Source organism: Jannaschia sp. 2305UL9-9 (genome assembly GCF_041403465.1).
Lineage (GTDB): Bacteria > Pseudomonadota > Alphaproteobacteria > Rhodobacterales > Rhodobacteraceae > Jannaschia.
The window spans coordinates 1,292,826-1,317,654 of record NZ_JBGEHM010000001.1; the positions used below are offsets into that span (position 1 = coordinate 1,292,826).

General features: G+C 66.3%; 23 protein-coding genes and 1 riboswitch. Of the genes, 14 read left to right on the top strand and 9 right to left on the bottom strand.

Annotation, left to right across the window (positions count from 1 at the left end; genetic code table 11):
- Positions 1–59: 59 nt before the first annotated feature.
- The 3 genes from V6N07_RS06355 to V6N07_RS06365 all read right to left on the bottom strand — a co-directional run bounded on the left by V6N07_RS06355 (position 60) and on the right by V6N07_RS06365 (position 2,670).
- The gene (locus tag V6N07_RS06355; protein WP_371154893.1) at positions 60–1,022 is read right to left on the bottom strand and encodes an L-malyl-CoA/beta-methylmalyl-CoA lyase; all 963 of its coding nucleotides are present in this window, start codon (positions 1,020–1,022) and stop codon (positions 60–62) included.
- An 88-nt stretch (positions 1,023–1,110) separates the two neighbouring features.
- Positions 1,111–2,016 (bottom strand): calcium/sodium antiporter, encoded by a 906-nt coding sequence (locus tag V6N07_RS06360; protein ID WP_371154894.1) that lies wholly within the window; start codon positions 2,014–2,016, stop codon positions 1,111–1,113.
- A gap of 108 nt (positions 2,017–2,124) precedes the next feature.
- Positions 2,125–2,670, bottom strand: coding sequence for a TlpA disulfide reductase family protein (locus V6N07_RS06365; RefSeq protein ID WP_371154895.1), 546 nt, complete (start codon positions 2,668–2,670; stop codon positions 2,125–2,127).
- Positions 2,671–2,681: 11 nt separating this feature from the next.
- Here V6N07_RS06365 and argH point away from each other — a divergent pair, with 11 nt between their 5' ends.
- The 5 genes from argH to V6N07_RS06390 all read left to right on the top strand — a co-directional run bounded on the left by argH (position 2,682) and on the right by V6N07_RS06390 (position 7,677).
- Positions 2,682–4,070 carry an argininosuccinate lyase gene (argH, locus tag V6N07_RS06370; RefSeq protein ID WP_371154896.1) on the top strand — a complete coding sequence of 463 codons (1,389 nt, stop codon included), beginning with the start codon at positions 2,682–2,684 and terminating at the stop codon, positions 4,068–4,070.
- Between the two features lie 233 nt (positions 4,071–4,303).
- Positions 4,304–4,930, top strand: a complete 627-nt coding sequence (locus V6N07_RS06375) for an HAD family hydrolase (protein ID WP_371154897.1) — start codon at positions 4,304–4,306, stop codon at positions 4,928–4,930.
- A gap of 101 nt (positions 4,931–5,031) precedes the next feature.
- The gene (gene greA, locus V6N07_RS06380) at positions 5,032–5,502 is read left to right on the top strand and encodes a transcription elongation factor GreA (RefSeq protein WP_371154898.1); all 471 of its coding nucleotides are present in this window, start codon (positions 5,032–5,034) and stop codon (positions 5,500–5,502) included.
- A 160-nt stretch (positions 5,503–5,662) separates the two neighbouring features.
- A complete protein-coding gene (locus tag V6N07_RS06385) occupies positions 5,663–6,571 on the top strand; it encodes a hypothetical protein (RefSeq protein ID WP_371154899.1) in 909 nt (302 codons plus the stop codon).
- Positions 6,572–6,696: 125 nt separating this feature from the next.
- Positions 6,697–7,677 carry a glutathione S-transferase family protein gene (locus V6N07_RS06390; RefSeq protein WP_371154900.1) on the top strand — a complete coding sequence of 327 codons (981 nt, stop codon included), beginning with the start codon at positions 6,697–6,699 and terminating at the stop codon, positions 7,675–7,677.
- Between the two features lie 14 nt (positions 7,678–7,691).
- Here the strand turns inward: V6N07_RS06390 and V6N07_RS06395 are convergent, their stop codons facing one another.
- Positions 7,692–8,135, bottom strand: coding sequence for a hypothetical protein (locus tag V6N07_RS06395; RefSeq protein WP_371154901.1), 444 nt, complete (start codon positions 8,133–8,135; stop codon positions 7,692–7,694).
- Positions 8,136–8,319: 184 nt separating this feature from the next.
- Between V6N07_RS06395 and V6N07_RS06400 the strand changes: the two genes are divergently transcribed.
- Genes V6N07_RS06400 through V6N07_RS06415 form a run of 4 tightly spaced genes read left to right on the top strand, consistent with a single transcriptional unit; the run spans position 8,320 to position 11,693 of the window.
- Complete coding sequence (locus V6N07_RS06400; RefSeq protein ID WP_371154902.1) at positions 8,320–8,682, top strand: DUF1636 family protein; 363 nt, start codon at positions 8,320–8,322, stop codon at positions 8,680–8,682.
- A gap of 1 nt (position 8,683) precedes the next feature.
- Positions 8,684–9,607: a threonine-phosphate decarboxylase gene (locus V6N07_RS06405; RefSeq protein ID WP_371154903.1), complete on the top strand. Its 924-nt coding sequence runs from the start codon at positions 8,684–8,686 to the stop codon at positions 9,605–9,607.
- Complete coding sequence (gene cbiB, locus V6N07_RS06410; RefSeq protein ID WP_371154904.1) at positions 9,607–10,509, top strand: adenosylcobinamide-phosphate synthase CbiB; 903 nt, start codon at positions 9,607–9,609, stop codon at positions 10,507–10,509. Before V6N07_RS06405 ends, cbiB begins: the two co-directional genes overlap by 1 nt.
- 14 nt (positions 10,510–10,523) lie before the next feature.
- The gene (locus V6N07_RS06415) at positions 10,524–11,693 is read left to right on the top strand and encodes a lytic murein transglycosylase (RefSeq protein ID WP_371154905.1); all 1,170 of its coding nucleotides are present in this window, start codon (positions 10,524–10,526) and stop codon (positions 11,691–11,693) included.
- On the opposite strand, the gene V6N07_RS06420 is transcribed toward V6N07_RS06415, so the two are convergent.
- Genes V6N07_RS06420 through smc form a run of 3 tightly spaced genes read right to left on the bottom strand, consistent with a single transcriptional unit; the run spans position 11,688 to position 16,192 of the window.
- Positions 11,688–12,473: a transglutaminase family protein gene (locus V6N07_RS06420; RefSeq protein ID WP_371154906.1), complete on the bottom strand. Its 786-nt coding sequence runs from the start codon at positions 12,471–12,473 to the stop codon at positions 11,688–11,690. The two genes, V6N07_RS06415 and V6N07_RS06420, sit on opposite strands and share 6 nt — an antisense overlap.
- 51 nt (positions 12,474–12,524) lie before the next feature.
- Positions 12,525–12,686, bottom strand: a complete 162-nt coding sequence (locus V6N07_RS06425; protein WP_371154907.1) for a hypothetical protein — start codon at positions 12,684–12,686, stop codon at positions 12,525–12,527.
- Positions 12,687–12,730: 44 nt separating this feature from the next.
- Complete coding sequence (gene smc, locus V6N07_RS06430; protein ID WP_371154908.1) at positions 12,731–16,192, bottom strand: chromosome segregation protein SMC; 3,462 nt, start codon at positions 16,190–16,192, stop codon at positions 12,731–12,733.
- Positions 16,193–16,412: 220 nt separating this feature from the next.
- Positions 16,413–16,636: riboswitch (cobalamin riboswitch) on the top strand.
- Positions 16,637–16,672: 36 nt separating this feature from the next.
- Here smc and V6N07_RS06435 point away from each other — a divergent pair.
- The 3 genes from V6N07_RS06435 (at position 16,673) to V6N07_RS06445 (ending at position 18,958) form a co-directional block, all read left to right on the top strand.
- Positions 16,673–17,350, top strand: a complete 678-nt coding sequence (locus V6N07_RS06435) for an energy-coupling factor ABC transporter permease (protein WP_371154910.1) — start codon at positions 16,673–16,675, stop codon at positions 17,348–17,350.
- 76 nt (positions 17,351–17,426) lie between these two features.
- Positions 17,427–18,512: a cobalamin biosynthesis protein CobW gene (gene cobW / locus V6N07_RS06440; protein ID WP_371154911.1), complete on the top strand. Its 1,086-nt coding sequence runs from the start codon at positions 17,427–17,429 to the stop codon at positions 18,510–18,512.
- Entirely contained in the window at positions 18,509–18,958 is a 450-nt protein-coding gene (locus tag V6N07_RS06445) for a GNAT family N-acetyltransferase (protein WP_371154912.1), read from the top strand. Before cobW ends, V6N07_RS06445 begins: the two co-directional genes overlap by 4 nt.
- Here the strand turns inward: V6N07_RS06445 and V6N07_RS06450 are convergent.
- The gene (locus V6N07_RS06450; protein WP_371154914.1) at positions 18,955–19,881 is read right to left on the bottom strand and encodes a pseudouridine-5'-phosphate glycosidase; all 927 of its coding nucleotides are present in this window, start codon (positions 19,879–19,881) and stop codon (positions 18,955–18,957) included. The genes V6N07_RS06445 and V6N07_RS06450 overlap by 4 nt on opposite strands.
- A gap of 88 nt (positions 19,882–19,969) precedes the next feature.
- Between V6N07_RS06450 and cobN the strand changes: the two genes are divergently transcribed.
- Entirely contained in the window at positions 19,970–23,632 is a 3,663-nt protein-coding gene (gene cobN / locus V6N07_RS06455) for a cobaltochelatase subunit CobN (RefSeq protein WP_371154915.1), read from the top strand.
- Between the two features lie 60 nt (positions 23,633–23,692).
- Here cobN and V6N07_RS06460 read toward each other — a convergent pair whose 3' ends face one another.
- Positions 23,693–23,986, bottom strand: coding sequence for a hypothetical protein (locus V6N07_RS06460; RefSeq protein ID WP_371154916.1), 294 nt, complete (start codon positions 23,984–23,986; stop codon positions 23,693–23,695).
- Positions 23,987–24,142: 156 nt separating this feature from the next.
- Between V6N07_RS06460 and cobO the strand changes: the two genes are divergently transcribed.
- Positions 24,143–24,766, top strand: a complete 624-nt coding sequence (gene cobO, locus V6N07_RS06465) for a cob(I)yrinic acid a,c-diamide adenosyltransferase (protein WP_371154918.1) — start codon at positions 24,143–24,145, stop codon at positions 24,764–24,766.
- Positions 24,767–24,829: the final 63 nt, after the last annotated feature.

Genomic DNA, 24,829 nt, shown 5'->3' on the forward strand with positions numbered 1-24,829 from the left:
TGGTTCAGGCTATGCCGGACCGATACCCCATGGTCGCCCGTTTCGCGGACTCCGAAGTGTTAAGAATTTGCCTCAATCAACTCTGCTTGGCGGACGACGACTTCGGCCTGCTTGATCGACGCTATGTCGACCAGACGTCCCTTGTAGACGGTTGCCCCCGCACCGCTGGCCTTGGCCTCCTCCATCGCGGCAAGAATCTCCCGCGCTTCGGTGACCTTGTCGTCGGAAGGGGTGAATATTTCGTTGGCGAGCGCAATTTGCCTGGGGTGGATGGCCCATTTGCCCACCATGCCCAGAACGGCCGACCGTCGCGCCTGCGCCCGGAAGCCCTCGTCATCGCTGAAGTCACCGAACGGGCCATCGACCGGCAGAACCCCATGCGTGCGACAGGCGGCGACGATGGCGGCCTGGGCCCAGTGCCACGGGTCGGACCAATGCCGCGCCCCGTCGCGCAGCATGTAGTAATCTTCCTGCGTGCCGCCGATCCCGGTCGTTTGCATGCCCATCGAAGCCGCGAAATCGGCGGCCCCAAGCGACATCGCGGCCAGGCGGGGCGAAGATGCCGCGATTTCCTCGACGTGGGCGATGCCGGCGGCACTTTCGATGATGACCTCCAGCGTGATGCGTCTTGATCGCCCCTTTGCGGCCTCGATCGCGGTAACCAGCGCGTCGACCGCATAGACATCCGCCGCGCACCCGACCTTGGGGATCATGATCTGGTCCAGACGATCGCCCGCCTGTTCCAGAAGGTCGACGACGTCGCGATACCAATAGGGGGTGTCGAGCGAGTTGATCCGGACCGACAGAACCTTGTTGCCCCAATCGACTTCGTTGATCGCCGTGATCACGTTGCTGCGCGCCACGTCCTTGTCGTTGGGCGCCACCGAATCCTCCAGATCGAGGTTCACCACATCCGCCGCACTCGCCGCCATCTTGGCAAACAGCTTGGGGTTGGAGCCGGGGCCGAACAACTGACACCGGTTGGGACGGGCGGGCGGCGTGGGTTGCAGGCGAAAGCTCATATCGGTTCTCCGGGTCAGAATATTGCGTCAGGCGCCTACCATGCGCTACATTCTGACCCAACGATTTGCAAGCGCCGCAGCGCAGCATCTAGAGCATCAGGCAGACGTAGACCGCATACCCCGCAATCATGAGCGATCCGCCGACGCGCCCGATCCGTTCGCGTAGCCCAAGCATCAGCAGCACGACGACCGCGCCCAGCATTACCGGCACATCGACCGTGGCGAACCGTGCATCCGCCGAAAGAGGCGAGACGAAAGCCGTGACACCGAGGATGCCCAACAGATTGAAGACGTTGGAGCCCAGTATATTGCCAAGGGCAAGATCCGCGCGACCGGCACGCGCCGCCATGATCGACGTCGCCAGTTCCGGCAGAGAGGTTCCGACGGCCACGACCGTCAGACCGATGACCGCCTCGCTGACCCCGAAATCCTGTGCGATCCCGATGGCGCCCCGGACAAGACACTCCGCCCCCAGCAGCACGCCCGCAAAACCCACGATCAGCAGAAGCAGCGCCCGCCCGACCGGCAGCTCCTCCGGCACGTCCTCGGCTGCGGCGCCGGAGCGCAGCTGCCATGTCATCCAGAGGGCGAACACCAGCAGGAAGACGCCCGCCCCAAGCCGGTCCAACCCGCCCGCAAACGCGATCCAAAGCCCACCCAGTGCTGTCACTGCCAGCAACACCAGCCCATCGCGCCGCCATGTCGACACCGGGAACGCAACCGGGGCCAGCAACGCAGTTGCGGCAAGGATCAGAAGGATGTTCGCGATGTTGGACCCGACCACATTGCCCAATGCAATGTCCGGCGCCCCGGCCATGGCCGCGCGCAGCGACGTCAGCAGTTCCGGCAGCGACGTGCCCATCCCGACCAATGTCACGCCGATCACCAGCGGCGACAGCCGCAGTTTCGCGGCCACGCCGACCGCACCGCTGACCAGCCAGCCGCCCCCCGTCAACAGCGCGATCAAGCCGGCTGCGACCAGCACGATATCCATTTTCCGTGATCCCCTGCACCCGACCGTCAAACCGGCAGGGCTATCCTGTCATTGCAGATCGGATGCGCGCGACCCGTCCGCAAGGACCCGCGGGATCGGCATTCGGGTTTATTGCGACAGGAAGGCCTTCATGACCGCAATCGTCTCGGGTGCGGCCCAATCCGCCTCTCCGGCCAGTTGGGCGACGACTTCGCCCTGCCTGTTCAGGATCAGGGTATGCGGCAAGCCCTTGACTCCGAGGGCCCGGGCAAGTTCCGTTCCGGCATCGAGATGCAGCGGCAGTGACGTGATCCCCGCCTGTTCCCAGAACTGTTTCATCTGCATCGGATTGTGCCGCCCGAAGGCAACGGTCACGACCTCCAGCCCGTCATCTCCAAGTGCATCGTCCAGCGCCTGAAGCGACGGCATCTCGGCCCGGCAGGGCGCGCACCACGTGGCCCAGAAGTTCAGGACAACCACCTTGCCCGCATAGTCCGACAGACGCCCCCGCGTGCTGTCCTCGCGGGCAAAGGTCTCCACCTCGGGCTGCCAGGGCGTCTCGCTGACCTGCAAGCGCCCCATCGTGCCGGTCAGCAACTCGGGCTGCAGCGCGGCGGCAGGGGTGGCGAGCGTGGCGGTCAGGCCGTATAGGCCGAAGGCAAGGTAACGCAGCATTAGAGGGCCCGATGTCCAATTCATCCAACACCATGTGGGGCGGTCGTTTCGCGGAAGGCCCGGACGCCATCATGGAGGCGATCAATGCCTCCATCGGGTTCGACCGTCGCATGGCCAAGCAGGACATCGAGGGAAGCCGGGCCCATGCCGCGATGCTCGCCGCCACAGGCATCGTGACAGCTAGCGACGCCGAGGCGATCCGGGAAGGCCTCCTCACCGTATTGTCAGAGATCGAGGGCGGCACCTTCGCCTATTCCACGGCACTCGAAGACATCCACATGAACGTCGAGGCACGGCTGACCGAGATCGTCGGCGCCCCGGCAGGCCGTCTGCACACCGCGCGGTCGCGCAACGATCAGGTCGCGCTCGATTTCCGGATGTGGGTCCGCGATCAGGCCGATGCCGCGATCGACGCCCTGCCCCGCCTGATGTCCGCCCTCGTTGCACAGGCCGAGGCGGGCGCCGATTGGGTGATGCCCGGTTTCACCCACCTGCAGACGGCACAGCCGGTGACATGGGGCCACCACATGCTGGCCTATGTCGAGATGTTCGCCCGTGACCTGTCGCGGTTTCAGGATGCCCGGAAACGGATGAACGAATGCCCCCTCGGGACGGCCGCGCTTGCCGGCACATCCTTCCCCATCGACCGGGAGATGACGGCAGAGGCGCTGGGCTTCGACCGTCCCGCCGCCAATTCGCTGGACGCCGTGTCCGACCGCGATTTCGCGCTGGAGTTCCTGTCGGCCTCGTCGATCTGCGCGATGCACCTCAGCCGCCTGGCCGAGGAACTGGTGATCTGGTCGTCGGCGCAGTTCCGGTTCGTGCGCCTGTCGGATCGCTGGTCGACCGGGTCCAGCATCATGCCGCAGAAACGCAACCCGGATGCCGCCGAACTGCTGCGTGCCAAGATCGGGCGCATCTTCGGGGCGCAGGCGGCGTTGCTGATGGTGATGAAGGGCCTGCCGCTGACCTATTCGAAGGACATGCAGGAAGACAAGGAACAGGTGTTCGACGCCGCCGACAGCCTGATGCTGGCGCTGGCCGCGATGACCGGGATGGTCGCGGACATGACCGCGCAGAAAGATAATCTGGAGGCCGCCGCCGCCTCCGGGTTTTCGACGGCAACCGATCTGGCGGACTGGCTGGTGCGCACGCTCGACATGCCGTTCCGCGAGGCGCACCATGTCACCGGCGCATTGGTCAAGTTGGCCGAGGATGCGGGCATCGACCTGCCGGATCTGACGCTGGACCAGATGCAATCGGTGCACGGCGACATCACGCAACAGGTCTTCGACGTGCTTGGCGTGCACAATTCGGTCGCCTCGCGCACGTCCTATGGTGGCACGTCGCCGGCGAACGTCAGACAGCAGGCCGCCCGTTGGAAGGCGGCCCTGTCATGAAGTACGTGATCCTTGCGTTGCTCCCGATACTGGCGGCTTGCGGCATCGATGGCGACCCCGTGCCGCCATCCGAGGCGAAAGCCACGGAAACGGGCATCCACCTGTCAGGTTCGGTTGGCATCGGAGTGTCAGGTTCGGTTTCCCCTTGAACCTCGGGGCCCAAGTGCGTTTGGGTGATGGAAAGCGACGAGGACCGTGCGACGCGGGTCGCGCCTTGGCGGAGCACCGATCACATGAAGGCTATCTTTCTGGGCTCCCTCGCGGTGCTCGCCGATACCGTGTTTCTGCGGCGGCAGGCGTTTCGCAACGCCTTCCGCGAACACGGGCTGGACTTTTCAGGCGGGCGTCGGGCGGGGCTGGAACGGTTCACACGCGCACGGCGGCCGACCTGGGATGATCGCGCCGTGCCGATCGGCAGTGTCCTCGACGCACGGAACCATTACTTCGGCACCGCTCTGGCCAAGGGCCCGCTGACGCCGCGCGCCGGTCTGTACGATCTTATCGAAGCGGCCGGCCGGGCCGGAATCGCTCTGGGCCTCGTGGTCAGCACGCCCTCGGCCTGGACACAGGCGGTGTTCGAGGGGCTCGATCTTGCGCCGGAGGTTTTCGACACGATCGTGGCGACCGAGCAGGTCGTCGCCGGCAAACCGGCGGCGGATTGCTACCATTATGCCGCGGCGATGCTTGCCACCGCACCGGAGGACTGCCTTGCCATCGAGGATACGCCCGCTGGCCTTGCATCCGCGCGGGCCGCGGGCCTGCCGATACTCGATCTGACGGGACCGGACCGCGATATGGTCAATCCGCTGCCCCAGCTAGCCCGGACCTTGCGGGGTCGGCACGACATCAGCACGGGCTGACACGCGCAGATCATGCGACGTGTTGCGCGTCACCGCCACGCCACCTAGTCTCGCCCTCAACACGAAGCAGACGTGCGTCCCGCGCACGGCAGGAGAATCCTTTGGAAAAAATTCCCATGACGCCGCGCGGCATGACCGCGCTGCAGGTCGAATTGAAGAAACTCAAGTCGGTCGAGCGCCCGGCAATCATCGCCGCGATCGCGGAAGCCCGCGAACATGGCGACCTGTCGGAGAACGCGGAGTATCACTCCGCCCGTGAAAAGCACTCCTTCATCGAAGGACGCATCAAGGAGCTGGAGGGGTTGATCTCGCTCGCCTCGGTCATCGATCCGTCCAAGCTCAGCGGGTCGATCAAGTTCGGTGCGACCGTCACCATCATCGATGAAGATACCGACGAGGAGAAGACCTATCAGCTGGTCGGTGAGCAGGAGGCCGATATCGAGAACGGCTTTCTGAACATCAAATCGCCCCTCGCCCGTGCCCTTATCGGCAAGGAGGAGGGCGACAGCGTCGAAGTCCGCACCCCCGGTGGCGCACGCGCCTACGAGGTTGCCGAAGTCGTCTACAAGTAGGGACCGCCCCATGACGGACGCCAAGAGGTCAGAGCCGCAGCCCCCGGCATCCGGGGGGTCCGTGCGCGCGCCCTTGGCGGCGCCCGTCATCACACAGTCCGCGGGCCGCAGCCGCCCAAGCCGGCATGACGGTATTTCAACCATCGAAATCGCCGCCCTCGTGCTTAGCTTTTCCTGGCTCGGGCTGATTGGCTGGTTCTTTCTGACCCTCGACCCCGTTCAGGCCCGGCTGTCGGCGCGCGATCCGCTGGGCTTCATGATGACGATCCTTGGCGTCTTCCTGCCCGTCGCCCTTGTCTGGGTGGCCGCCTCGGCGGCGCGCACCGCGCGCACGATGCGCGAGGAGAGCGAACGCCTGCAGGCCGCCATCGATGCCATGCGCCTGTCCTACGTCGAGCAGCAGCAGATGGCCGGCGTTTCGCTGAAACGTGACATGGAAGAACGCATCGACACCGTCGCCCGTGCCCAAGCCGTCCTCGGCGCGGAGGTGGCCGGCCTGCACGCCGCCACCCCGACCGAGAAGGTCCTCGAGGCGCCCCGCCGCCCACAGGCCCCGCAACAGCCCACGCTTGCATTGGAAGCGCGCTCCGAAGGCGACCCCCTGCCCCCCGAGGATTTCATCCGCGCGATGAACTTCCCCGAGAACGAGCGCGACACGGAAGGGTTCCGCGTCCTGCGGCGCGCGTTGGAACACCATCAGACGGCACAATTGATCACCGCCGCACAGGATGTGCTGACCCTGCTGAGCCAGGAAAGCATCTACATGGATGACCTGTCACCGCATCGGGCCAATGCTTCGATCTGGCGCGGCTTTGCCGAAGGTCTGCGCGGCGAGGATATCCGCGACCTTGCCGGGGTCCGCGATCGGTCTTCGCTTGCCCTGACATCGGCGCGGATGAAGCGGGATCCCGTGTTTCGGGACGCGGTGCATCACTTTCTGAGGATGTTCGACCGCGTCTTCAGCGCGTTCTGCGAAGACGCGACCGACAGCGAGATCACGCGGATGACCGACACGCGCACCGCCCGCGCCTTCATGCTGTGCGGGGCCGTGGCGGGCATTTTCGAATAAGCGGGCCGATCCGGGCCGCCGGGCCCCTTCGTGTTCGCGGGCGCGCATGTCCTGCGCCCCGGTGCAGGCTGTGGATATGCATCCTACCCTCTAGGTGTAGAGCCGACGAATAGGGAGCATTCGAGATGGGCAAGCTTGTGGACGGCGTCTGGCGGGACGAATGGTACGACACAAAATCGACCGGCGGCAAATTTGTCCGGTCGACCGCGGGGTTCCGAAACTGGATCACCGCGGACGGCAGCGCCGGTCCGACCGGATCCGCCGGCTTCAAGGCCGAGGCGGGTCGCTATCACCTCTATGTCTCCTACGCCTGTCCCTGGGCGCACAGGACGCTGATCTTCCGCGCCCTCAAGGGACTCGAGGACATGATCGCCGTTTCGGTCGTGCATCCCGACATGCTGGGGGACGGCTGGACGTTCCGGACGGATTTCCCGGGCGCGACCGGCGATCGTCTGTTCGACCTGCCTTTTGCACGCGACATCTATCTGCGCGCGGACCCGAAGGTGTCGGGCCGCGTGACCGTTCCGATCCTGTGGGACACGGAACAGGGCACGATCGTGTCCAATGAATCCTCCGAGATCATCCGCATGTTCAATTCCGCCTTTGACGGGCTCACCGGTGATACGCAGGATTTCTATCCCGAAGACCTGCGCCCCGAGATCGACAGGATCAACGACCGGGTCTATCCGGACATCAACAACGGTGTGTACAAGTCCGGTTTTGCCACGACGCAATCCGCCTATGACGATGCGGTCACGGCCCTTTTCGATGCGCTGGATTGGGTCGACGCCCTGCTGGCGGACCGGCGCTATCTTGCCGGCGATCGGTTGACCGAGGCCGATTGGCGCCTGTTCACCACGCTTGTGCGGTTCGACGAGGTGTATCACCTGCACTTCAAATGCAACCGCCGCCGCCTGATCGATTATCCGAACCTATGGCCCTATACGCGGGAATTGTTCCAGGTGCCCGGCGTGGCCGATACGGTCAACATGGACCATATCGTCCGGCATTATCATTATAGCCACGAGACGATAAATCCGAACCGGATCATCCCGATCAACCCCGTGATGGACTGGATGGCCCCGCACGGGCGGCAGCTGATCTGACGGGCTGCCCGCCCCTACCGGTCATTCCCACCGCTGATCCCGGCGTGATAGCCGACGAGGGCGATCATGTCGGGTTCCGCCATGCCCTGTGGAATATGGGCATGGACGTTGGCGCAATGGCTGAACAGCGACCCGTCCATGAACAGGTTCTGATCGCTGACGAAGATCACTCGCGCGTCCGGGTGCCGGTAGCTGACGAAATCAGCAACCGCGAGGGGGCTGCCGTCCTGCAACCCGAGGTCGATCAGCACGACCGCCGGCGACAGTTCGAACATCATCGCGACCGCCTGTGCCTGACTGTGCGCGACTTCCGCATGAAAATCGCGATACGGATCCGGGTCGTCCGGCCCCGCGGCAGACAGGCAGAACCCGACAGACAGAACGACGGGCTTCTCTCGCGAAGGGCCAGACCCCGCATACGAAGGGCCAGACCCGGAATTGGCACAAAAATCGGTCATGGTCTGTCCTCGATGGTATCGCCCGCCCGTTCAGGTGGTGGTACGCAGTTCTTGGTTAACAGACGGTTAAGGCCGAACTGCTCATCCTCGCATGCGCGGTCGTCTGCGCGTTCTTGCGCCGCAGTTGCTCTTCAGCGCCCGCTGTGGTCAGCAGTGCCGATCATCATCGAAGGGGGCGCCACCCATGCCGACAGTCATTACCATCTGCGATACCTGCAAACGCGACGATTGGGATGCGACATCGGGCGTCACGGACGGTGAACGCCTGGCCACCCTGATCGAAGCCGCCGCCAGGGACGCACCGGACGTGGAGACACGTCGGCATTCCTGCCTGATGGGATGCAGCGGAGGGTGCAACGTGACCCTGCAGGCGCATGGAAAGATGAACTATACGCTTGGCCGGTTCGAGCCGCACGCCGAGGCCGCAGAGGGGATCGTCGCCTATGCCGCCAAACATGCGGCTGCCGAAACGGGCGTGGTGCCGTTCCGCGAATGGCCCGTGGCGATCAAGGGCCATTTCGTCACGCGTCACCCGCCCCTCGACTGATATGGCGAGGCAGCGCGACCACGGCGGTGGCCTCGATGCGGCCCGCGACACATGGGGCGGGACCGATTGGCTCGATCTGTCCACGGGCATCAACCCCAATCCCTATCCCCTGCCCGCGTTCGCGCCGTCCGACTGGACGGCCCTGCCGGACCGCGACGCGACAACCGCCCTAAATCAGGCGGCGCGGCGTTTCTGGCAGGTGCCCGAGGGCGCGGACCTTCTGGCCGCACCGGGCCTGTCATCGGTGATCGCAGCCTTGCCATCGACGTTCGACGCCGAAATGTCCGTCGATATTCCGGCGCCGACCTACAACGAACATGCCGCCGCATGGGCGGGTCACAAGACCGCCCCCGGCCCCGCCGACGTGCGTGTTCTCGTGCATCCCAACAACCCGGACGGGCGTATCTGGCAGGAGGCCGATTTCGCACCGATCACCATCGTCGACGAAAGCTTTTGCGACGTGATGCCCGAGGCGTCGCTTGTGCGGGCCGCAAGCCGCCCGAACGTCGTCATCCTCAAGAGTTTCGGCAAGTTCTGGGGCCTCGCCGGTCTGCGCCTCGGATTTGCCATAGGCGATCCGACGACGATCGGACGGTTGCGCGACCGTCTTGGTCCCTGGCCAGTGTCCGGACCTGCCCTGCGCACGGGAACCGCGGCCCTGTCCGATCCTGACTGGGCGGACGCCACGCGTCACCGTCTGGCCCGTGATGCCCGCCGTCTGGATGGACTGATGGCGCGACACGGCGCCTTGGTGGGCGGAACCGATCTGTTCCGCCTATACGAGGTCGATGACTCCCGCGCGTTTCAGGACCGGCTTGCCAGATCCGCGATCTGGTCGCGGATCTTTCCCTATTCGGATCGCTGGGTCCGCCTTGGCCTGCCCCCCTCGGGTAGCTGGGACCGTGTGGAAGGCGCGTTGGCCTGATGCTGGCGGCCGCCATGATCCTCGATGCCCTGCTGGGCGAGCCGCAGGCCCTGTGGTCCCGTGTGCCGCATCCTGCGGTCCTGCTGGGACGTGTGGTCGGTTGGCTGGACCGGACGCTGAACCGGGGATCTGCGAAGCGCGCCAAGGGTGTCGTCGCCGCCCTTGTCCTGTTGGTTCTTGGCTGGGGGATCGGCGGGCTGATCGCCGTGATACCCGATTTCGGTGTATTGGAAGTTGTCGCCGCCGCGATCCTGTTGGCGCAGCGCAGCCTGATCGAACATGTCCGCGCGGTCGCCACCGCCCTGCGGGCCGACGGCGTTGCTGCCGGACGGCGTGCTGTGGCGATGATCGTGGGCCGCGATACCGCCCGCATGAACCCGTCGCAGATCAGCCGGGCCGCCATCGAAAGCGGGGCCGAGAACCTGTCGGACGGCATCATCGCACCCGCGTTCTGGTTCGCCATCGGTGGGTTGCCCGCGATGCTGGCCTACAAGGCGATCAGCACCGCGGACAGCATGATCGGCTACCGCACCGACCGCTACGAGGAATTCGGCTGGGCCTCGGCCCGATTGGACGATCTGCTCAACTGGGTGCCTGCGCGGCTGACGGCCATCCTGATCCTCGTGACGCATGGCGCCTTCGCGGCTTGGGCCCGGGTTCCGAACGACGCCGCGCTGCATCGATCCCCGAATGCCGGCTGGCCCGAGGCGGCTATCGCGCCGGTGCTGGACGTGGCCCTGTCCGGCCCGCGCAGTTACGACGGCGAGATGCAGGAATTTCCGTGGGTCAACCCGAACGGTCGGCGCGATGCAGGCCCCGACGATATCGACCGGGCGTGCAAGGTGCTTTGGCGCACCTGGGCCGGTGCACTGGCGCTCGCCCTGCTGATCGGCCTTTTCTAGCGAAGGAAACAGACATGCGTGTTCTTCCCCTCGTCTTCGCCCTGTCTTGCGCCACCCCGGCCCTTGCGCAGACCTGCGGCGGCGATTTCCGCGATTTCGTGCAGGGCATGCGCGGCGAGGCCGCGCAAATGGGCTATGACGCAGGCACCATCGACGCATTCTTTGCACCCGTTCGGCAGGATCAGCGGACCTTGGACGCGGATCGCAATCAGGGCGTCTTCCGGTTGGAGTTCGTGGACTTTGCGCGCCGTGTCATCTCGGGTGCGCGCCTGCGCAATGGTGCCGCCAACGCCGACCGCCACGCGCAGATCTTCGACGAGGTCGAAGCGCGGTACGGTGTTCCGCGCGGTGTGCTTCTGGCGTTCTGGGCGTTGGAGACGGACTACGGCGCGGTGCAGGGTGATTTCAACACGCTCAATTCGCTCGTCACGCTCGCCCATGACTGCCGCCGCCCCGAGCTGTTTCGTCCGCAGGTTTTCGCCGCGCTGGAGCTGTTCAGGCGCGGGCAATTCGACCTGTCGACGACAGGGGCCTGGGCGGGCGAGATCGGTCAGGTTCAGATGCTGCCGGCAGACATCCTCGAACGCGGGGTGGACGGGGATGGCGACGGCCGCGTGACGCTGAAGACATCCGTACCCGATGCGCTGTTCTCCGGTGCGCGTTTCCTGCGCGATATCGGCTGGCAACCGGGACAGCCCTGGCTGATCGAGGTGACCGTGCCGGACACGCTAGACTGGGCGCAGACCGGGCTGGATACCAAGCGCACGGCCGGCGCGTGGTTGGCGGATGGCGTCACCCTCCGCGGTCCGGCGATGGGAATGACGAATGACATGTCCGCATCCCTCCTGCTGCCGCAGGGGCGCCGCGGACCGGCCTTTCTTGCATTTACCAACTACGACGTGCTGTTCGAATGGAACCAGAGCTTCGTCTATGTCACCACCGCCGCCTATCTTGCGACCCGCCTGTCAGGGGCGCCGGTGTTCGACGCAGGCTCTGCGCCGCCCGCCCTTTCCGATGACCAGATGCGCATCTTGCAGCAAAGGTTGATCGCCCGCGGTCATGATGTGGGCGCGGTCGACGGCATTCTCGGTCGATTGACGCGCAGGGCCGTTCAGGCGGAACAACGCCGCTTGGGTCTGCCGGCCGACGCGTGGCCGACGCCTGCGCTGCTGGATCGTCTATGATGGATCGGCGACCGCGACACTGACCTGTTGATAGACGAAATCGGCGCGTCCGAAGGACGTCAGGAATGACACGTCCGCCGCATCGCGCCCCACCCCGATCACCGCCATCTGCGACGGCAAGGCCATGCCGGTCGCATCGACGAGATGCCACGCGTCCTCCAGCCAGACTTCGGTGACGGCATGGAAATCGGGTGGATCGACGTAGGGCGCATAGACGCTTGCCATGCGCGCGGGGATACCGGCGGCGCGCGCCATCGCGATCAGGACGTGGGAATAGTCGCGGCAAACGCCCTGTCGCTGAACGAAGGTATCGCGCGCGGTCGTGCCCGGCCCGCTTGCGCCGGGCACATAGGTGAACGCGTCTTCGATCCAGTCGCGCATCGCCATCAACAGGCGCCCGCCCGACAGGTCGCCGAACTCGGCCGCGACGAAGGCCTGAAACTCATCCGACGGGCAATAGCGCGATGGCATGAGGAACGAGGTCGCTTCGCCCGTCAGGCTGCGCGGCGCGGCGGCATCCATCCGGGTCAGGTCCGGGTCGGGCCGCGTTACGGACACTTCGGCCTGATAGGTCAGGTCGAACTGTCCCCCGGCCTGCATCCATGCCCGTTTGCCCAAGGCAGCTTCGCCGGTGATGCGCCGAAAACCGTTGACGTTGGTCGTGAACAGGGCGTCCTGCGCAACTTCCTGACCGGACATGCGGGCAACCTCGACCTGCAACAGCAGATCGGTCAGGTCCTCGAGCTGATAGGACAGTTTTGCTTCGATGTTGAGTATCATGCTGCCAGACGCGCGATACCCTTGCAGGGTTCCTACCAAACTGTGACTTCCTCAATAATTGGACCGTGATCTGTTAAAATCGGTCGCCTTGGACAGATGCACGGTGTCGATGGTTTCGATGCTGACCCCGAAGAGATGGCGTTTGGACGGCAAGCTGTCCACGACGTTTGACCGGTTCGTCGCCGGTATGAGCAGGCCTGCCCTTTCAATCATGTTCGACCGTGACCTGCCCGGCCGCCTGCGGTCAACCGCGAACCTCAGGCCACCATGGCGGCCGCCTTCTTCAGATCGACGGACACGAGCTGGCTCACGCCCTGTTCCACCATCGTCACGCCGAACAGCCGGTCCATGCGCGCCATGGTGACGGCGTGATGGGTGATGATCAGGAACCGCGTATCGGTGCGGCGGGTCATCTCGTCAAGCATGTCGCAGAACCGCGTGACGTTCGCATCATCCAGCGGCGCATCCACCTCGTCCAGAACGCAGATCGGCGCAGGGTTTGCCAGGAAGACCGCAAAGATCAGCGCCAGCGCGGTCAGCGTCTGTTCCCCGCCCGACAACAGAGACAGGGTCGACAGCTTCTTGCCCGGCGGCTGGCACATGATCTCCAGCCCCGCTTCGAGGGGGTCGTCGCTTTCGACCAGTTCCAGCCGCGCTTCGCCACCCTGAAAGAGGTGCCGGAACAGCATCGAGAAGTTGCGGTTCACCGTTCCGAAAGCATCCAGCAGACGTTGCCGCCCCTCCTTGTTCAAGGCGGCGATCCCGGCGCGCAGTTCCGAGACGGCCTGATCAAGGTCGGCCTTCTCCGACAGCAGCAGGTCGTGTTCGGCCTGTACCTCCCGGGCGTCTTCCTCGGCGCGCAGGTTGACCGCCCCCAATGCATCGCGCTGGCGCTTCAGGCGTCCGACATCGGCTTCGACGGCCCCGATACCCACCTCTGCCTGCGCCGCGTCGCCCAGCGATTCGATGAGGTCCCGTGGCGAGCAGTCCAGCTCCTCTGCGATCCGCGCCTCTGCGGCGGCTCGCCCCGTATCCGCGGCCTCCAGATGGGCCTGCGCCGCGGCGCGTGCCTCACGTGCCGTGCCGGCCCTGCGATCCGCCTCGCGTGCGGCGGTTACGGCATCCCGTTGCGCGGTCTCTGCAGCGGCTCTGGCATCGATCGCGGCCTTCCTGCGGTCTTCCGCCTGTCGGATCTCCTCCGTCAGGGCCGCGCGCTGCTGGGCCAGTTGCTCCGGGATCGGCCTTGCATTCTCCAACTCGGCCCTCAACCCGTCCTGCCGTCGTTCGAGGTCCGCCAGCTGCGTATCCGCCGTGTCCAGACGCGTTTGCCAGCGCGCCATTTCGGCCGCGACATCGCCCAGCCGACGATCGCGCGCCGCGGCTTCGCGCTTGATCTCATCCGCCTTGGCCCGCCGGGCCATCATTTCGGTCCGCGCGCCTTCGACAGTCGCACGCACCGACTCGAGCGTGTCGCGCGCGCTGTCCAATGGCGGCAGGGCGGCCCGCGCCACGTCGGCCTCCGCCTTGGCCTGTTCCGCTTCGCCGATCTCGGCCTCGTGCCGACCGACGGCCATCTGCGCCGTCTCGAGGCGCGCGACCGCCGTGTTCTTCGTGCCCTCGACCCGGGCAAGCGCGCGGCCCGCTTCGGTCAGGGACCGGTCCGCATCGCGCCGCGCATCGCGTGCGCGGGTCTCGGCGTCACGCGCATCTGCCAGCACACGGCCCAGCGCGTCATGCGCAGCACGGGTGCCGTCCGCCCGTGCGGTTGCTTCCTCCAGATCCTGCCTCAGCGAGGCCAACCGGTTCACCTGTTGCAACCGCAGGGCCGCCGCCGAGGGGGCCGCCTGCGAAGTCGCGCGGAACCCATCCCACCGCCACATGTCCCCGTCCCGCGACACGAGGACCTGACCCGGCATAAGCCGCGCCTGCATCTGCGCGGCCTCTTCCGCCTCGACGAGACCGATCTGATCCAGCCCACGGGCCAGAACCTCGGGCGCGCGCACATGCGCCGCCAGCGGGGCGATCCCGTCCGGCAACCTCGGGACCCGGTCATAGGGCGGCAGGCTGGCCCAGCCTGCCTCCTCCGCCTCGTTCTCTCCGATCTGACCTGCCCGCAGGTCATCGCCATAGGCCGCCCCCAGCGCCGCCTCGAACCCCGGCTCCACGGTCAGCGTGTCAAGCAGCGGCTCGCCCTCGCCGGTCGCGCGCGCCAGCAGGTTCGACAAGGCACTGACCTCCGCCCCGAGGGTGCCTGCGATCCCGTCGGCCTCTGCCCGTTCCGTCCGTGCCTTGGCCTCGCTGTCCTGCGCCGCCTCCCGCGCGGCCTCTGCGTCGGACAGGGCGGTATCCGTCGCGTCGACCTGATCCTGCGCCCGTGTCAGGCGCGTCTGCGCGGCGCCCTGCTCCGCCTCGGCGTCCGCCAGCGATCTGCGCGCCACCTCTGCCTGCGCCTCCGCCGCGTTGCGTGCGGCGATTGCGCGGGAAATCCGGGCGTCGGCGTCCTCGGACAGGCGGGCCACGGATTGGTGCCGGGCCGACAGGCGCGCCGTATCCTCGGTCAATTGCGAATACTCCGCCTCGCGCTCGGCCAGGATACGAGCGGCGTCCTGTGCGGCATTCTGGGCGCTTGCGATGGCGGTATCCTGACCGTCGGACGCCGCTTCCAAGGTCGCGCGCTCCACCAGCAGTGTCTCGATGGTTCCGCGCGCGTCAGCGTTCAACCCGGCCTCCCGTTCCGCGTCGCGCGCCAGCCGTGCTAGGGCCCCGGTCAACCGACCGACCGTTGCCTGCGCGGCCTTCTCCCTCTCGGACAGGGTGTCGCGGCTGACCTCCAGACGTTGCAGGATGGCACCGGCGATCGCCTCTTCCTCGCGCAACGGCGGCAATGCGTCCTCCGCTGCAACGCGCTGCGCCTCGGCAGCCGCGGCCTCCCGCTCGGCCGTTGCCGCAGCAAGCAGGCAGGACCGCAAGGTGGCATCCGCCTCGGCGCGGGCCTTGTCGGCCACGCGCCACCGCACCAACAGCAACAGCCCCTCGGCCTGTCGCAGTGCCGCGCCGATTTCGCGGTAACGGGCCGCCTGCCGGGCCTGTCGCGCAAGCGTGGCCAACTGCCCCGCCAGCTGCTCGACCACGTCATCGACGCGCGCTAGGTTCGTCACCGTCCCGTTCAACTTCAATTCGGCTTCGTGCCGCCGTTGATACAGGCCCGAAATGCCCGCCGCTTCTTCCAGAATGCGGCGCCGTTTCTGCGGCTTGGCATTGATCAGCTCGGAAATCTGTCCCTGCCGCACCAGCGCGGGGGAATGTGCCCCGGTCGACGCATCCGCGAACAGCATCTGCACGTCCCGCGCCCGCACGTCCTTGCCGTTCAGCTTGTAGGCAGAGCCTGCATCCCGCGTGATCCGCCGCACCACATCCAGTGCATCGGTATCGTTGAACGCCGCCGGGGCCAACCGCTCGGCATTGTCCAGCGCCAGCGTCACCTCTGCGAAATTGCGGGCCGGGCGCGATGCGGCGCCTGCAAAGATCACGTCCTCCATCCCGCCACCCCGCATGGCGGTGGGCCGGTTTTCCCCCATGACCCAGCGCAGGGCCTCCAGCAGGTTGGACTTGCCGCATCCGTTCGGCCCGACCACACCGGTCAGCCCGTCGCCGATGATCAGGTCGGTCGGGTCAACGAAGCTCTTGAAGCCATTGAGACGCAGACGGGAAAAGCGCATTCCGCAGTGTCGCCCGCTGTCCGACCGGGTCAACCGCCTGACCCGCCATTCGCATCGCAACCACCGACTTATCCACAAGATAGGCGCAGAATGGAGCGCGCGCCCCGCCCTCTGGCCCGAGATACCTCCGGGGGGCCAAAGGCCAGGGGCAGCGCTCCCTTCCTTGCCGCCCGCTTGCGCCAACCTGTCGCAATCGCGCTTGACCGCCGCCGTGACCGGGCGCATCACGGGATGGCAAGGTTTCCCCGATGCGCCCAAGCGACAGGGGAATGAAATGGGAATGCGGTGAGGGGGATCCAAACAGGAACCCGAGACCGCAGCCGCCCCCGCGACTGTGAGCGGTGAGCGCGGTGCCGATATGCCACTGGGTCCGATGGATCTGGGAAGGCGGCACCAAGCTTCGACCCGCAAGCCAGGAGACCAGCCCTGCGCAAACGCAATTCCAGCCCGTCGGGGAGACGGGTCAAAGGAGAGACAAAGATGCACATCGAACCGGGAATCGTCCACGGCGCCAAAATGGTGCTGGCCTATGGGACCGCCGCTGCCGCCGCTGGTTATACCGCCAAGCTGGCGTGGCAGGACATCAAGGCCCATGGCGTGCCGGCGCTTGCCCTGCGCAGCGTGATCGCCACTGTTGGTGTCTTCATCTTCTTCGAACTGATGCCCCATTTCGCGGTTGGCGTTTCGGAGGTTCACTTCATTCTGGGGACGACACTGTTCCTGCTGCTTGGCGTCGCCCCTGCGGCGATCGGACTGGCGGCGGGCCTGTTGATCCAGGGGATGCTCTTCGCCCCCTCCGACCTGCCGATGTATTTCGTCAACGTGACGACCCTGCTGGTCCCGATGTTCGCGATCTTCGCGCTGGCCCGCAAGGTGATCGCTCCGGACACGGCTTACGTGGATCTGTCCTACGCACAGGTTCTGAAACTGTCGGCGGCCTATCAGGGTGGCGTCGTTGCCTGGGTGGCCTTCTGGGCGATCTACGGTCAGGGCGTAGGCGCCGAGAACATGGCCGCCGTCCTGTCGTTCGGCGCAGCCTACATGCTGGTCGTCATCATTGAGCCCGTGGCCGACCTTGCCGTGCTGGCATTGGCCAAGTCGATGCGTGGCCTCGATGGTTCCAAACTGGTCACGCCGCGCCTCTACAACGCCGCCTGATCCCTCTTTTCCGGCGACGGATGGAACGGTCCCCTCGGGGGCCGTTCTTTGCCGTTGCGGCGCAAGGACATTCCCCATGCAAACCAAAATTCCCGCCACCATCGTCACCGGTTTCCTCGGCGCCGGAAAGACGACGCTGATCCGTCACCTGCTGCAGAATGCAGGCGGGCGACGCATCGCGCTGATCATCAACGAATTCGGCGACCTTGGCGTCGATGGCGGCATCCTGACCGGTTGTGGCATCGAATCCTGCACCGAGGATGACGTCGTCGAGCTGTCGAACGGCTGCATCTGCTGCACCGTGGCCGACGATTTCATCCCCACGATGGAGACTCTGCTGGCGCGCGACACGCCCCCTGATCACATCGTGATCGAGACCAGCGGCCTTGCCCTGCCCCAACCCTTGGTCCGGGCGTTCAACTGGCCGGGTCTCAAGACCCGCGTGACCGTCGATGGCGTCGTGACGGTGCTGGACGGGCCCGCCGTCGCGAATGGCACCTTTGCCGCAAACGTTGCCGCCGTCGATGCGCAGCGTGCCGCCGACGACGGGCTGGACCATGAGACGCCGCTGTCCGAGCTTTACGCCGATCAGGTGGCCTGCGCCGACATGATTGTCGTCAACAAGGCCGACCTGCTGGGCGATGGCACGGACGCTCTTGTCGCACGTCTGCGGGACGAGGCACGCGACGGCGTTCAGGTCCTGCCGGCTGCGATGGGCGCCTTGCCGGCCGATGTCCTTCTGGGTCGTGGTCAAGGCGCAGAGGACGACATCGCCGCCCGCCACGAAGTGCATCACCACCATCACCACGACGATGACCACGGCGACGATCACCATGACCACCACCATGACGATCACCACGCGCACGAACATGAGCACGGCCACGACGCCTTCGAATCCTTCGTCGTGACCACGCCCGAAATCACGGACCCCGCCGCCTTCGCCGCCAAGGTGTCCGGCGTGATCCGTGACCATGGCATTCTGCGCCTCAAGGGGTTCGCCTCGGTCGCGGGCAAGCCGATGCGCCTGACGGTGCAGGCGGTGGGACCGCGCGTCGATCACTACTTCGATCGTCCTCTGGGTGCGGATGCGCGCGGCACACGCCTTGTCGTCATCGGTCAGGCGGGACTGGACCGCGCAGCGATCGAGGCCGCGCTGGCGTGATCGTCGCGCGCGCCGATCCCCGCACGCCCGGCTGCGCCCTTCTGCTGGCGCAGTCGCATGCCCTGATGCGCGCGATGTTCGCGGAGGAAGACAATCATTTCCTCGATATCGATGCGTTGTGCGCGCCGGACATACGGTTTTTCGCGGCGACCGAGGGCGAAGCCGTGCTGGGCACCGGGGCCATCGCCCTGCGTGACGGCTACAGCGAAGTGAAATCGATGTTCACTGCGCCGGCGGCACGCGGCCTTGGCGTGGCGGATGCTGTCCTGACCTGCCTGATCGACACCTCGAAGGCCGAGGGGCGGCCCCTGCTCCGGTTGGAGACAGGGCCCGGCCTCGACGCGGCGCACCGCCTCTATGTGCGCCACGGATTTGTTCCCTGCGGGCCTTTCGGGGCCTACCGATCCGGCCCCGGCAGTCTGTTCTTCGAGCGTCCCGCGGATTAGGCCCAGACGCCGGGATTTGCGCCAGCCACCGCGATCCGTGCGGCCAGGCGCGCATTGTTGAGCACAAGCGCGATGTTCGCCGCAAGGGCCGTGCCGTCCGTCACCTCGTTCAACCGGCCAAGCAGAAACGGGGTGACATCCTTGCCGGTGATGCCCTGTGCCTCGGCCGCGGCCAGGGATGCCTCGATCGTCGCGCCGATTTCCTGCGCGTCCAATGCATCGGCCGCAGGGATCGGGTTCGCCACCAGCATGCCCGTCGTCATCCCGACCCGCCGGTTCGCGGACCGCGCCGCCGCGATCTGGGCGGGGTCGTCGAAACGTTCGCCCGCGTCGATACCGGAGTGCGGCGTGTAGAACGCGGGGAACTCGTTCGCGCCATAGGTCACCACCGGAACGCGCAGGGTTTCGAGCATTTCCAGCGTCCGGGGGATGTCGAGGATCGATTTCACACCGGCACAGACCACGAGGACATCCGTCACCGAAAGCTCCGTCAGGTCGGCGCTGATGTCCATGCCCTCGCCCCGGTGGACGCCACCGACACCGCCGGTGGCAAAGACGTCGATACCCGCCAGCGCCGCTATGCGCATCGTCGCGCTGACCGTCGTGCCGGCCGTCTGCCCCCGGACGAGGCAGGCGCCCAGATCACGGGACGCCGCCTTGACGACATCCGTATCGCGGCCCAGCCGTTCTACCTGTGCGGGCGACAGACCGGCGCAACAGATCCCGTCGATCACCGCGATGGTTGCGGGCACGGCGCCCTCGTCCCGCACGGCCTGCTCGACGGCAAGGGCCACCTCGGCGTTGCGGGGCCAAGGCATTCCGTGGCTGATGATGGTGGATTCCAGCGCGACGACCGGGCGGCCCTGTGCGATGGCCATCGCCACCTCGTCGGTCATCTGGGGCTGAATCATAGATGTGGTCATGGTGTCTCTCCTGTCGCCCCCCTCTTGCACCCATCGGCGCGGTCCCGCAAACCCCGGTTTCCCACGTGGCCCCAACGGAAGGTCCGTCATGCATCTGCTTGCTGCGCAACCCGGCGCCGTCGACGAAGGAGAGCCCGTCGATCTGGGCCAGACACCCGCCGACGTGGTCGTGATCTCGGCCGCCGATACGGAGTTGGCGGCCCTGTCGGATGCACGCGGCCAGATGCCGGACGCGCCGACGCTGCGACTGGCCAGCCTGATGCATCTGCGCCATCCGATGTCCGTCGACCTGCACCTTGACGCCTGTGCGACGAAGGCGCGCCTCGTGATCGCTCGGGTGCTGGGGGGGCGTGGCTATTGGACGTATGGGTTGGAACAATACGCCGCGCGCCTGCACGAGGCCGGCGTGCCCTTTGCCGCCCTGCCCGGCGACGACAAGCCGGACGCGGAACTGCGCGACCTGTCGACCGTTTCGGATGCGGATTACGATGCGCTCTGGTCCTGCCTCGTCGAAGGGGGGCCGCAGAACGCCGCGACTTTTCTGACGCATGCGCAAGCCATGCTGGAGGACACGGCACGTCCGGCCCCTGCGCGCCCGCTGTTGCGGGCAGGCCTTTATTGGCCCGGGATGACGGGCGACACCACCTTGGCCGACCTGCGCGCACAGTGGCAGGACGATGCGCCGGTGGTGCCGGTGATCTTCTATCGCGCGCTGTTGCAGGGAGCCGGCCTAAACCCGGTCAACCGGATGGTCCGCGCGATGTTGCGCAAGGGCCTGAACCCGATGCCGGTCTTCGTGGCCTCCCTGAAGGATGCGGTATCCGCCGCAACCCTGCGCACGCTGTTCGAACAGGCGCCCCCCGATGCGATCCTGAACCTGACCAGCTTTGCGGTCGGGGACGCGGCCGCAAACCCCTTGTCGCAACCATGGGCCAATGCCGCCCCGGTGTTTCAGGCCGTTCTGTCCTCGGGCACCGAAGGCGCGTGGCAGGACGGGCTGACGGGGTTGTCGGCGCGCGACATCGCGATGAACGTCGCCTTGCCGGAACTGGACGGCCGCGTCCTGACGCGGGCCATCGGCTTCAAGGGCGAGGCTTTCTTTGACGAGGAAACCCAATGCCCGATCGCGACGTGGAAGGCGCATGGCGACCGCATCGCCTTCGTCGCGGACCTGCTGGCGAATTGGTGCGTATTGCGCAGGTTGCCGGTCGCCCGGCGTCGTGTGGCGCTGATCCTTGCGAATTATCCCAACAAGGACGGACGCCTTGCGAATGGTGTCGGCCTCGATACGCCGGCGGCCACGGTTCACGTGCTGCGCCTTTTGGGCGACGCGGGCTATGCCACGGCCGACGTGCCGACCGACAGCGCCGACCTGATGGCCCGCCTGATGGCGGGGCCGACCAACTGGCTGACGGACCGCGCCGACCGGCAGGGGGGCGAGGCCCTCTCGCTGGCGGACTATCGTGCCTTCTTCGACACGCTGCCCCTGATCGCCCGCCAACAAATCGAGGACAGATGGGGCGCGCCCGAGGACGACCCGTTCTTCGTTGCGGATCCCGACAGCCCGGCGGACGCCGCCAACGGGCATTTCGCCCTGTCGATCCACAGGTTCGGATCCGTGCATGTCTGCCTGCAACCGGCGCGGGGCTACAACGTTGACCCGACGGACAGCTATCACTCGCCCGACCTTGTGCCGCCGCACAACTACCTCGCGTTCTACGCATGGCTGCGCGCGCAGTCCGACGCGATCGTGCACATGGGCAAACATGGCAACCTCGAATGGTTGCCGGGTCGTGCCATTGCCCTAGGGGCCGAGGACTGGCCCGAAATTGCACTCGGGCCGATGCCGCATGTCTATCCCTTCATCGTCAATGACCCAGGCGAAGGCACGCAGGCCAAGCGCCGGGCACAGGCCGTGATCATCGACCACCTGACGCCCCCCCTGACCCGCGCGGAAAGTTATGGACCGATGCGCGACCTCGAAGCGCTGGTCGACGAATATTACGAGGCGGCGGGCGTCGATCCGCGCCGCATCGACCTGTTGCGCGAGGAGATCCTGAGCCTCGCCTCCGTTACCGGGTTGGACGTGGACGCGGGCTTTTCGGGGGATGACGGAGACCTCGCAAAGCTGGATGCGTACCTGTGCGACCTCAAGGAGGCACAGATCCGCGACGGGCTGCACATCTTTGGCCAATCGCCGGTAGGGCGGCTGGAGACCGACCTGCTACAGGCCCTGCTGCGCCTGCCGAGGGGCGATCGCGCCTCGCTGACCCGTGCGATTGCCGACGATCTGGACCTCGGGTTCGACCCACTCGACTGCGACATGGCCGTGCCATGGGAAGGTCCGCGCCCCGATGTCCTGTCGGGCGAGGCGCCTTGGCGCAGCTTTGGTGACACGGTCGAGCGGATCGAGGATTACGCCGCCCGTCTGCTGCGCGCCGAGGCAGATGCCCCCGGGTCCGCGACGGAACAGGTCCTCTGCGAGGCCAAAACCCTGCGAGCAACGCTGCGCCGCTGTGGTCCGGACGAGGGAGAGGGCCTCCTCACCGCCCTGTCAGGGCAGTTCGTCGCCCCGGCGCCATCCGGCGCCCCCACCCGCGGACGGCCCGATGTATTGCCCACGGGGCGCAACTTCTACTCGGTCGACAGCCGCGCCGTGCCAACGCCGACCGCATGGAAACTGGGATGGAAAAGCGCAAACCTGCTGATCGAGCGGCACCTGCAGGACCATGGCGACTGGCCGCGCGCAATGCTGGTCACCGCCTGGGGCACCGCCAACATGCGCACGGGCGGTGACGACATCGCGCAGGCCCTCGCCTTGATGGGCGTCAAACCCCGCTGGGACACCGCCAATCGGCGCGTCGTGGGGTTCGAGATCATCCCGGCGACGGCCCTGGGGCGGCCGCGCGTGGATGTGACCCTGCGCGTCTCGGGCTTTTTCCGCGACGCCTTTCCGCAGCAGATGGCGCTTGTGGATGGGGCAGCCCGCGCCGTGCAGGCACTGGATGAGGCCGACGAGGACAACCCGGCAGCCGCCCGTTTCCGGGCGGGCGAAGGGGCGGCGCGCGTCTATGGCTCCAAACCCGGCGCATACGGCGCAGGTTTGCAGGCCATGATCGACGAACGCCTCTGGACGGATGCGGCCGATCTTGGCCGCGCCTATGTGGAATGGGGTGGATACGCCTACGGAACGGGCGAAGGCAGTGCCGATCACGACGGCCTGCGACAGCGGCTGGGACAGGTCGAAGCCATCGTCCAGAACCAAGACAACCGGGAGCATGACCTGCTCGACTCGGACGATTACTACCAGTTCGAGGGCGGCGCCGCGGCGGCGGTCGAAATGTTGCAGGGCAGTGCGCGCCCGGTCTATCACAACGACCATTCCCGCCCCGAACGGCCCGTCATCCGCACGTTGGAAGAAGAGATCGGCCGCGTCGTCCGATCGCGCGTCGTGAACCCCAAATGGATCGAAGGCGTCAAGCGCCACGGCTACAAGGGCGCGTTCGAGATCGCGGCGACGGTGGATTACCTGTTCGCCTTCGCCGCGACCACCGGCGCGGTGCGGGACCACCACTTCGACCTAGTCCATGCAGCGGTGCTGGAGGACGAGGACACCCGCGCCTTCATCGCTGAGGCCAACGCACCTGCGCTGGCCGATATCGCGGACCGTCTGCGCGAGGCCGTCGATCGCGGACTTTGGCGGCCGAAATCGAACTCCGCGCGCGCCTTGCTGGACGAACTGGGGCGATAGGCCGCCTGTGACCGCGACCTGCACGCCGGCGGAGCCGTGAGCGCGCGGACATCCCCGTGCCTACCCGCAATCAAGCCGCATCCGGATCAGTGCGATATCCCCGATGGCGGACCCTCGCACGACCGAGCAGCCCGTCACCTCCTCCGTCGCCTGGACCGCGGCCCCGGTGACGGCCGCCAATCCGGGTCGCCAGGTTGCGTTCGTGCGCGTGGCCTGCGCCTCGGACGTGTTCCAGTTGACATGGAAGCTGTGCCCGCCCGCCTCGGCGGTGCCGGACCGGCGCAGACCATCTATGGGGTGCGGGCTGTTGCAGGCCGACAGAAGCAGACCAGCCAGTAGGAGAACGCGGGACATGCCCGACCTTGCGCTGCGATGGCTAACAAAACGTTAATGAAGGCGGCCGGCAGACGGCGGCGGTTTCCTTGACCTCCGACAACCGAGCCCCGATGGTCGGGGTGACACGACCACCTGTCCGCAGCCCCGTTTGCAGCCTATTCCGAAAGTGCCCCCATGACCGATACGCCCACCGATCCCGATACCGATCGCCACAACGCCAAGATGGCCAAGAAGAAGGCCGCGCGGGACAAGATCATGGCGACCAAGACCGACGAGAAGGGCCTCGTCATCGTTCATACCGGCAAGGGCAAGGGCAAGTCATCCTCGGCCTTCGGGATGATCTTTCGCTGTATCGCGCACGAGATGCCCTGTGCCGTGGTCCAGTTCATCAAGGGCGGCATGGGCACCGGGGAACGCGACCTGATCCTCAACAACTTTGGCGATCTGTGCGAATTTCACACGATGGGCGAAGGCTTCACCTGGGAGACGCAGGACAAGACCCGCGATATCGAGATGGCGCAGGCCGCATGGGCCAAGGCCAAGGAACTGATCATGGACCCGGGCAACCGAATGGTTCTTCTGGATGAGATCAACATTGCCATGCGCTACGACTACGTGGATGTGGAGGAGGTCGTGACCTTCCTGCGCGACCACAAGCCGCCGATGACCCATGTCGTCTGCACCGGGCGCAACGCGAAGGAGCCGCTGATCGAACTGGCGGACCTGGTCACGGAAATGGAACTGGTCAAACATCCCTTCCGGTCGGGCATCAAGGCACAGGCCGGGGTGGAATTCTGAGGCCGCGCCAAGCTGTCGCCCGAATTCCGTGAGACATGCGGGGGCCACAACGCCGCCCTGCCC

Excerpts from the sequence above, each read along its gene's own strand:
- V6N07_RS06355 (WP_371154893.1), bottom strand. The coding sequence starts at position 1,022 with ATGAGCTTTCGCCTGCAACCCACGCCGCCCGCCCGTCCCAACCGGTGT.
- V6N07_RS06360 (WP_371154894.1), bottom strand. The coding sequence starts at position 2,016 with ATGGATATCGTGCTGGTCGCAGCCGGCTTGATCGCGCTGTTGACGGGG.
- V6N07_RS06365 (WP_371154895.1), bottom strand. The coding sequence starts at position 2,670 with ATGCTGCGTTACCTTGCCTTCGGCCTATACGGCCTGACCGCCACGCTC.
- argH (WP_371154896.1), top strand. The coding sequence starts at position 2,682 with ATGTCCAATTCATCCAACACCATGTGGGGCGGTCGTTTCGCGGAAGGC.
- V6N07_RS06375 (WP_371154897.1), top strand. The coding sequence starts at position 4,304 with ATGAAGGCTATCTTTCTGGGCTCCCTCGCGGTGCTCGCCGATACCGTG.
- V6N07_RS06390 (WP_371154900.1), top strand. The coding sequence starts at position 6,697 with ATGGGCAAGCTTGTGGACGGCGTCTGGCGGGACGAATGGTACGACACA.
- V6N07_RS06395 (WP_371154901.1), bottom strand. The coding sequence starts at position 8,135 with ATGACCGATTTTTGTGCCAATTCCGGGTCTGGCCCTTCGTATGCGGGG.
- V6N07_RS06400 (WP_371154902.1), top strand. The coding sequence starts at position 8,320 with ATGCCGACAGTCATTACCATCTGCGATACCTGCAAACGCGACGATTGG.
- V6N07_RS06405 (WP_371154903.1), top strand. The coding sequence starts at position 8,684 with ATGGCGAGGCAGCGCGACCACGGCGGTGGCCTCGATGCGGCCCGCGAC.
- cbiB (WP_371154904.1), top strand. The coding sequence starts at position 9,607 with ATGCTGGCGGCCGCCATGATCCTCGATGCCCTGCTGGGCGAGCCGCAG.
- V6N07_RS06415 (WP_371154905.1), top strand. The coding sequence starts at position 10,524 with ATGCGTGTTCTTCCCCTCGTCTTCGCCCTGTCTTGCGCCACCCCGGCC.
- V6N07_RS06420 (WP_371154906.1), bottom strand. The coding sequence starts at position 12,473 with ATGATACTCAACATCGAAGCAAAACTGTCCTATCAGCTCGAGGACCTG.
- V6N07_RS06425 (WP_371154907.1), bottom strand. The coding sequence starts at position 12,686 with ATGATTGAAAGGGCAGGCCTGCTCATACCGGCGACGAACCGGTCAAAC.
- smc (WP_371154908.1), bottom strand. The coding sequence starts at position 16,192 with ATGCGCTTTTCCCGTCTGCGTCTCAATGGCTTCAAGAGCTTCGTTGAC.
- V6N07_RS06435 (WP_371154910.1), top strand. The coding sequence starts at position 16,673 with ATGCACATCGAACCGGGAATCGTCCACGGCGCCAAAATGGTGCTGGCC.
- cobW (WP_371154911.1), top strand. The coding sequence starts at position 17,427 with ATGCAAACCAAAATTCCCGCCACCATCGTCACCGGTTTCCTCGGCGCC.
- V6N07_RS06450 (WP_371154914.1), bottom strand. The coding sequence starts at position 19,881 with ATGACCACATCTATGATTCAGCCCCAGATGACCGACGAGGTGGCGATG.
- cobN (WP_371154915.1), top strand. The coding sequence starts at position 19,970 with ATGCATCTGCTTGCTGCGCAACCCGGCGCCGTCGACGAAGGAGAGCCC.
- V6N07_RS06460 (WP_371154916.1), bottom strand. The coding sequence starts at position 23,986 with ATGTCCCGCGTTCTCCTACTGGCTGGTCTGCTTCTGTCGGCCTGCAAC.
- cobO (WP_371154918.1), top strand. The coding sequence starts at position 24,143 with ATGACCGATACGCCCACCGATCCCGATACCGATCGCCACAACGCCAAG.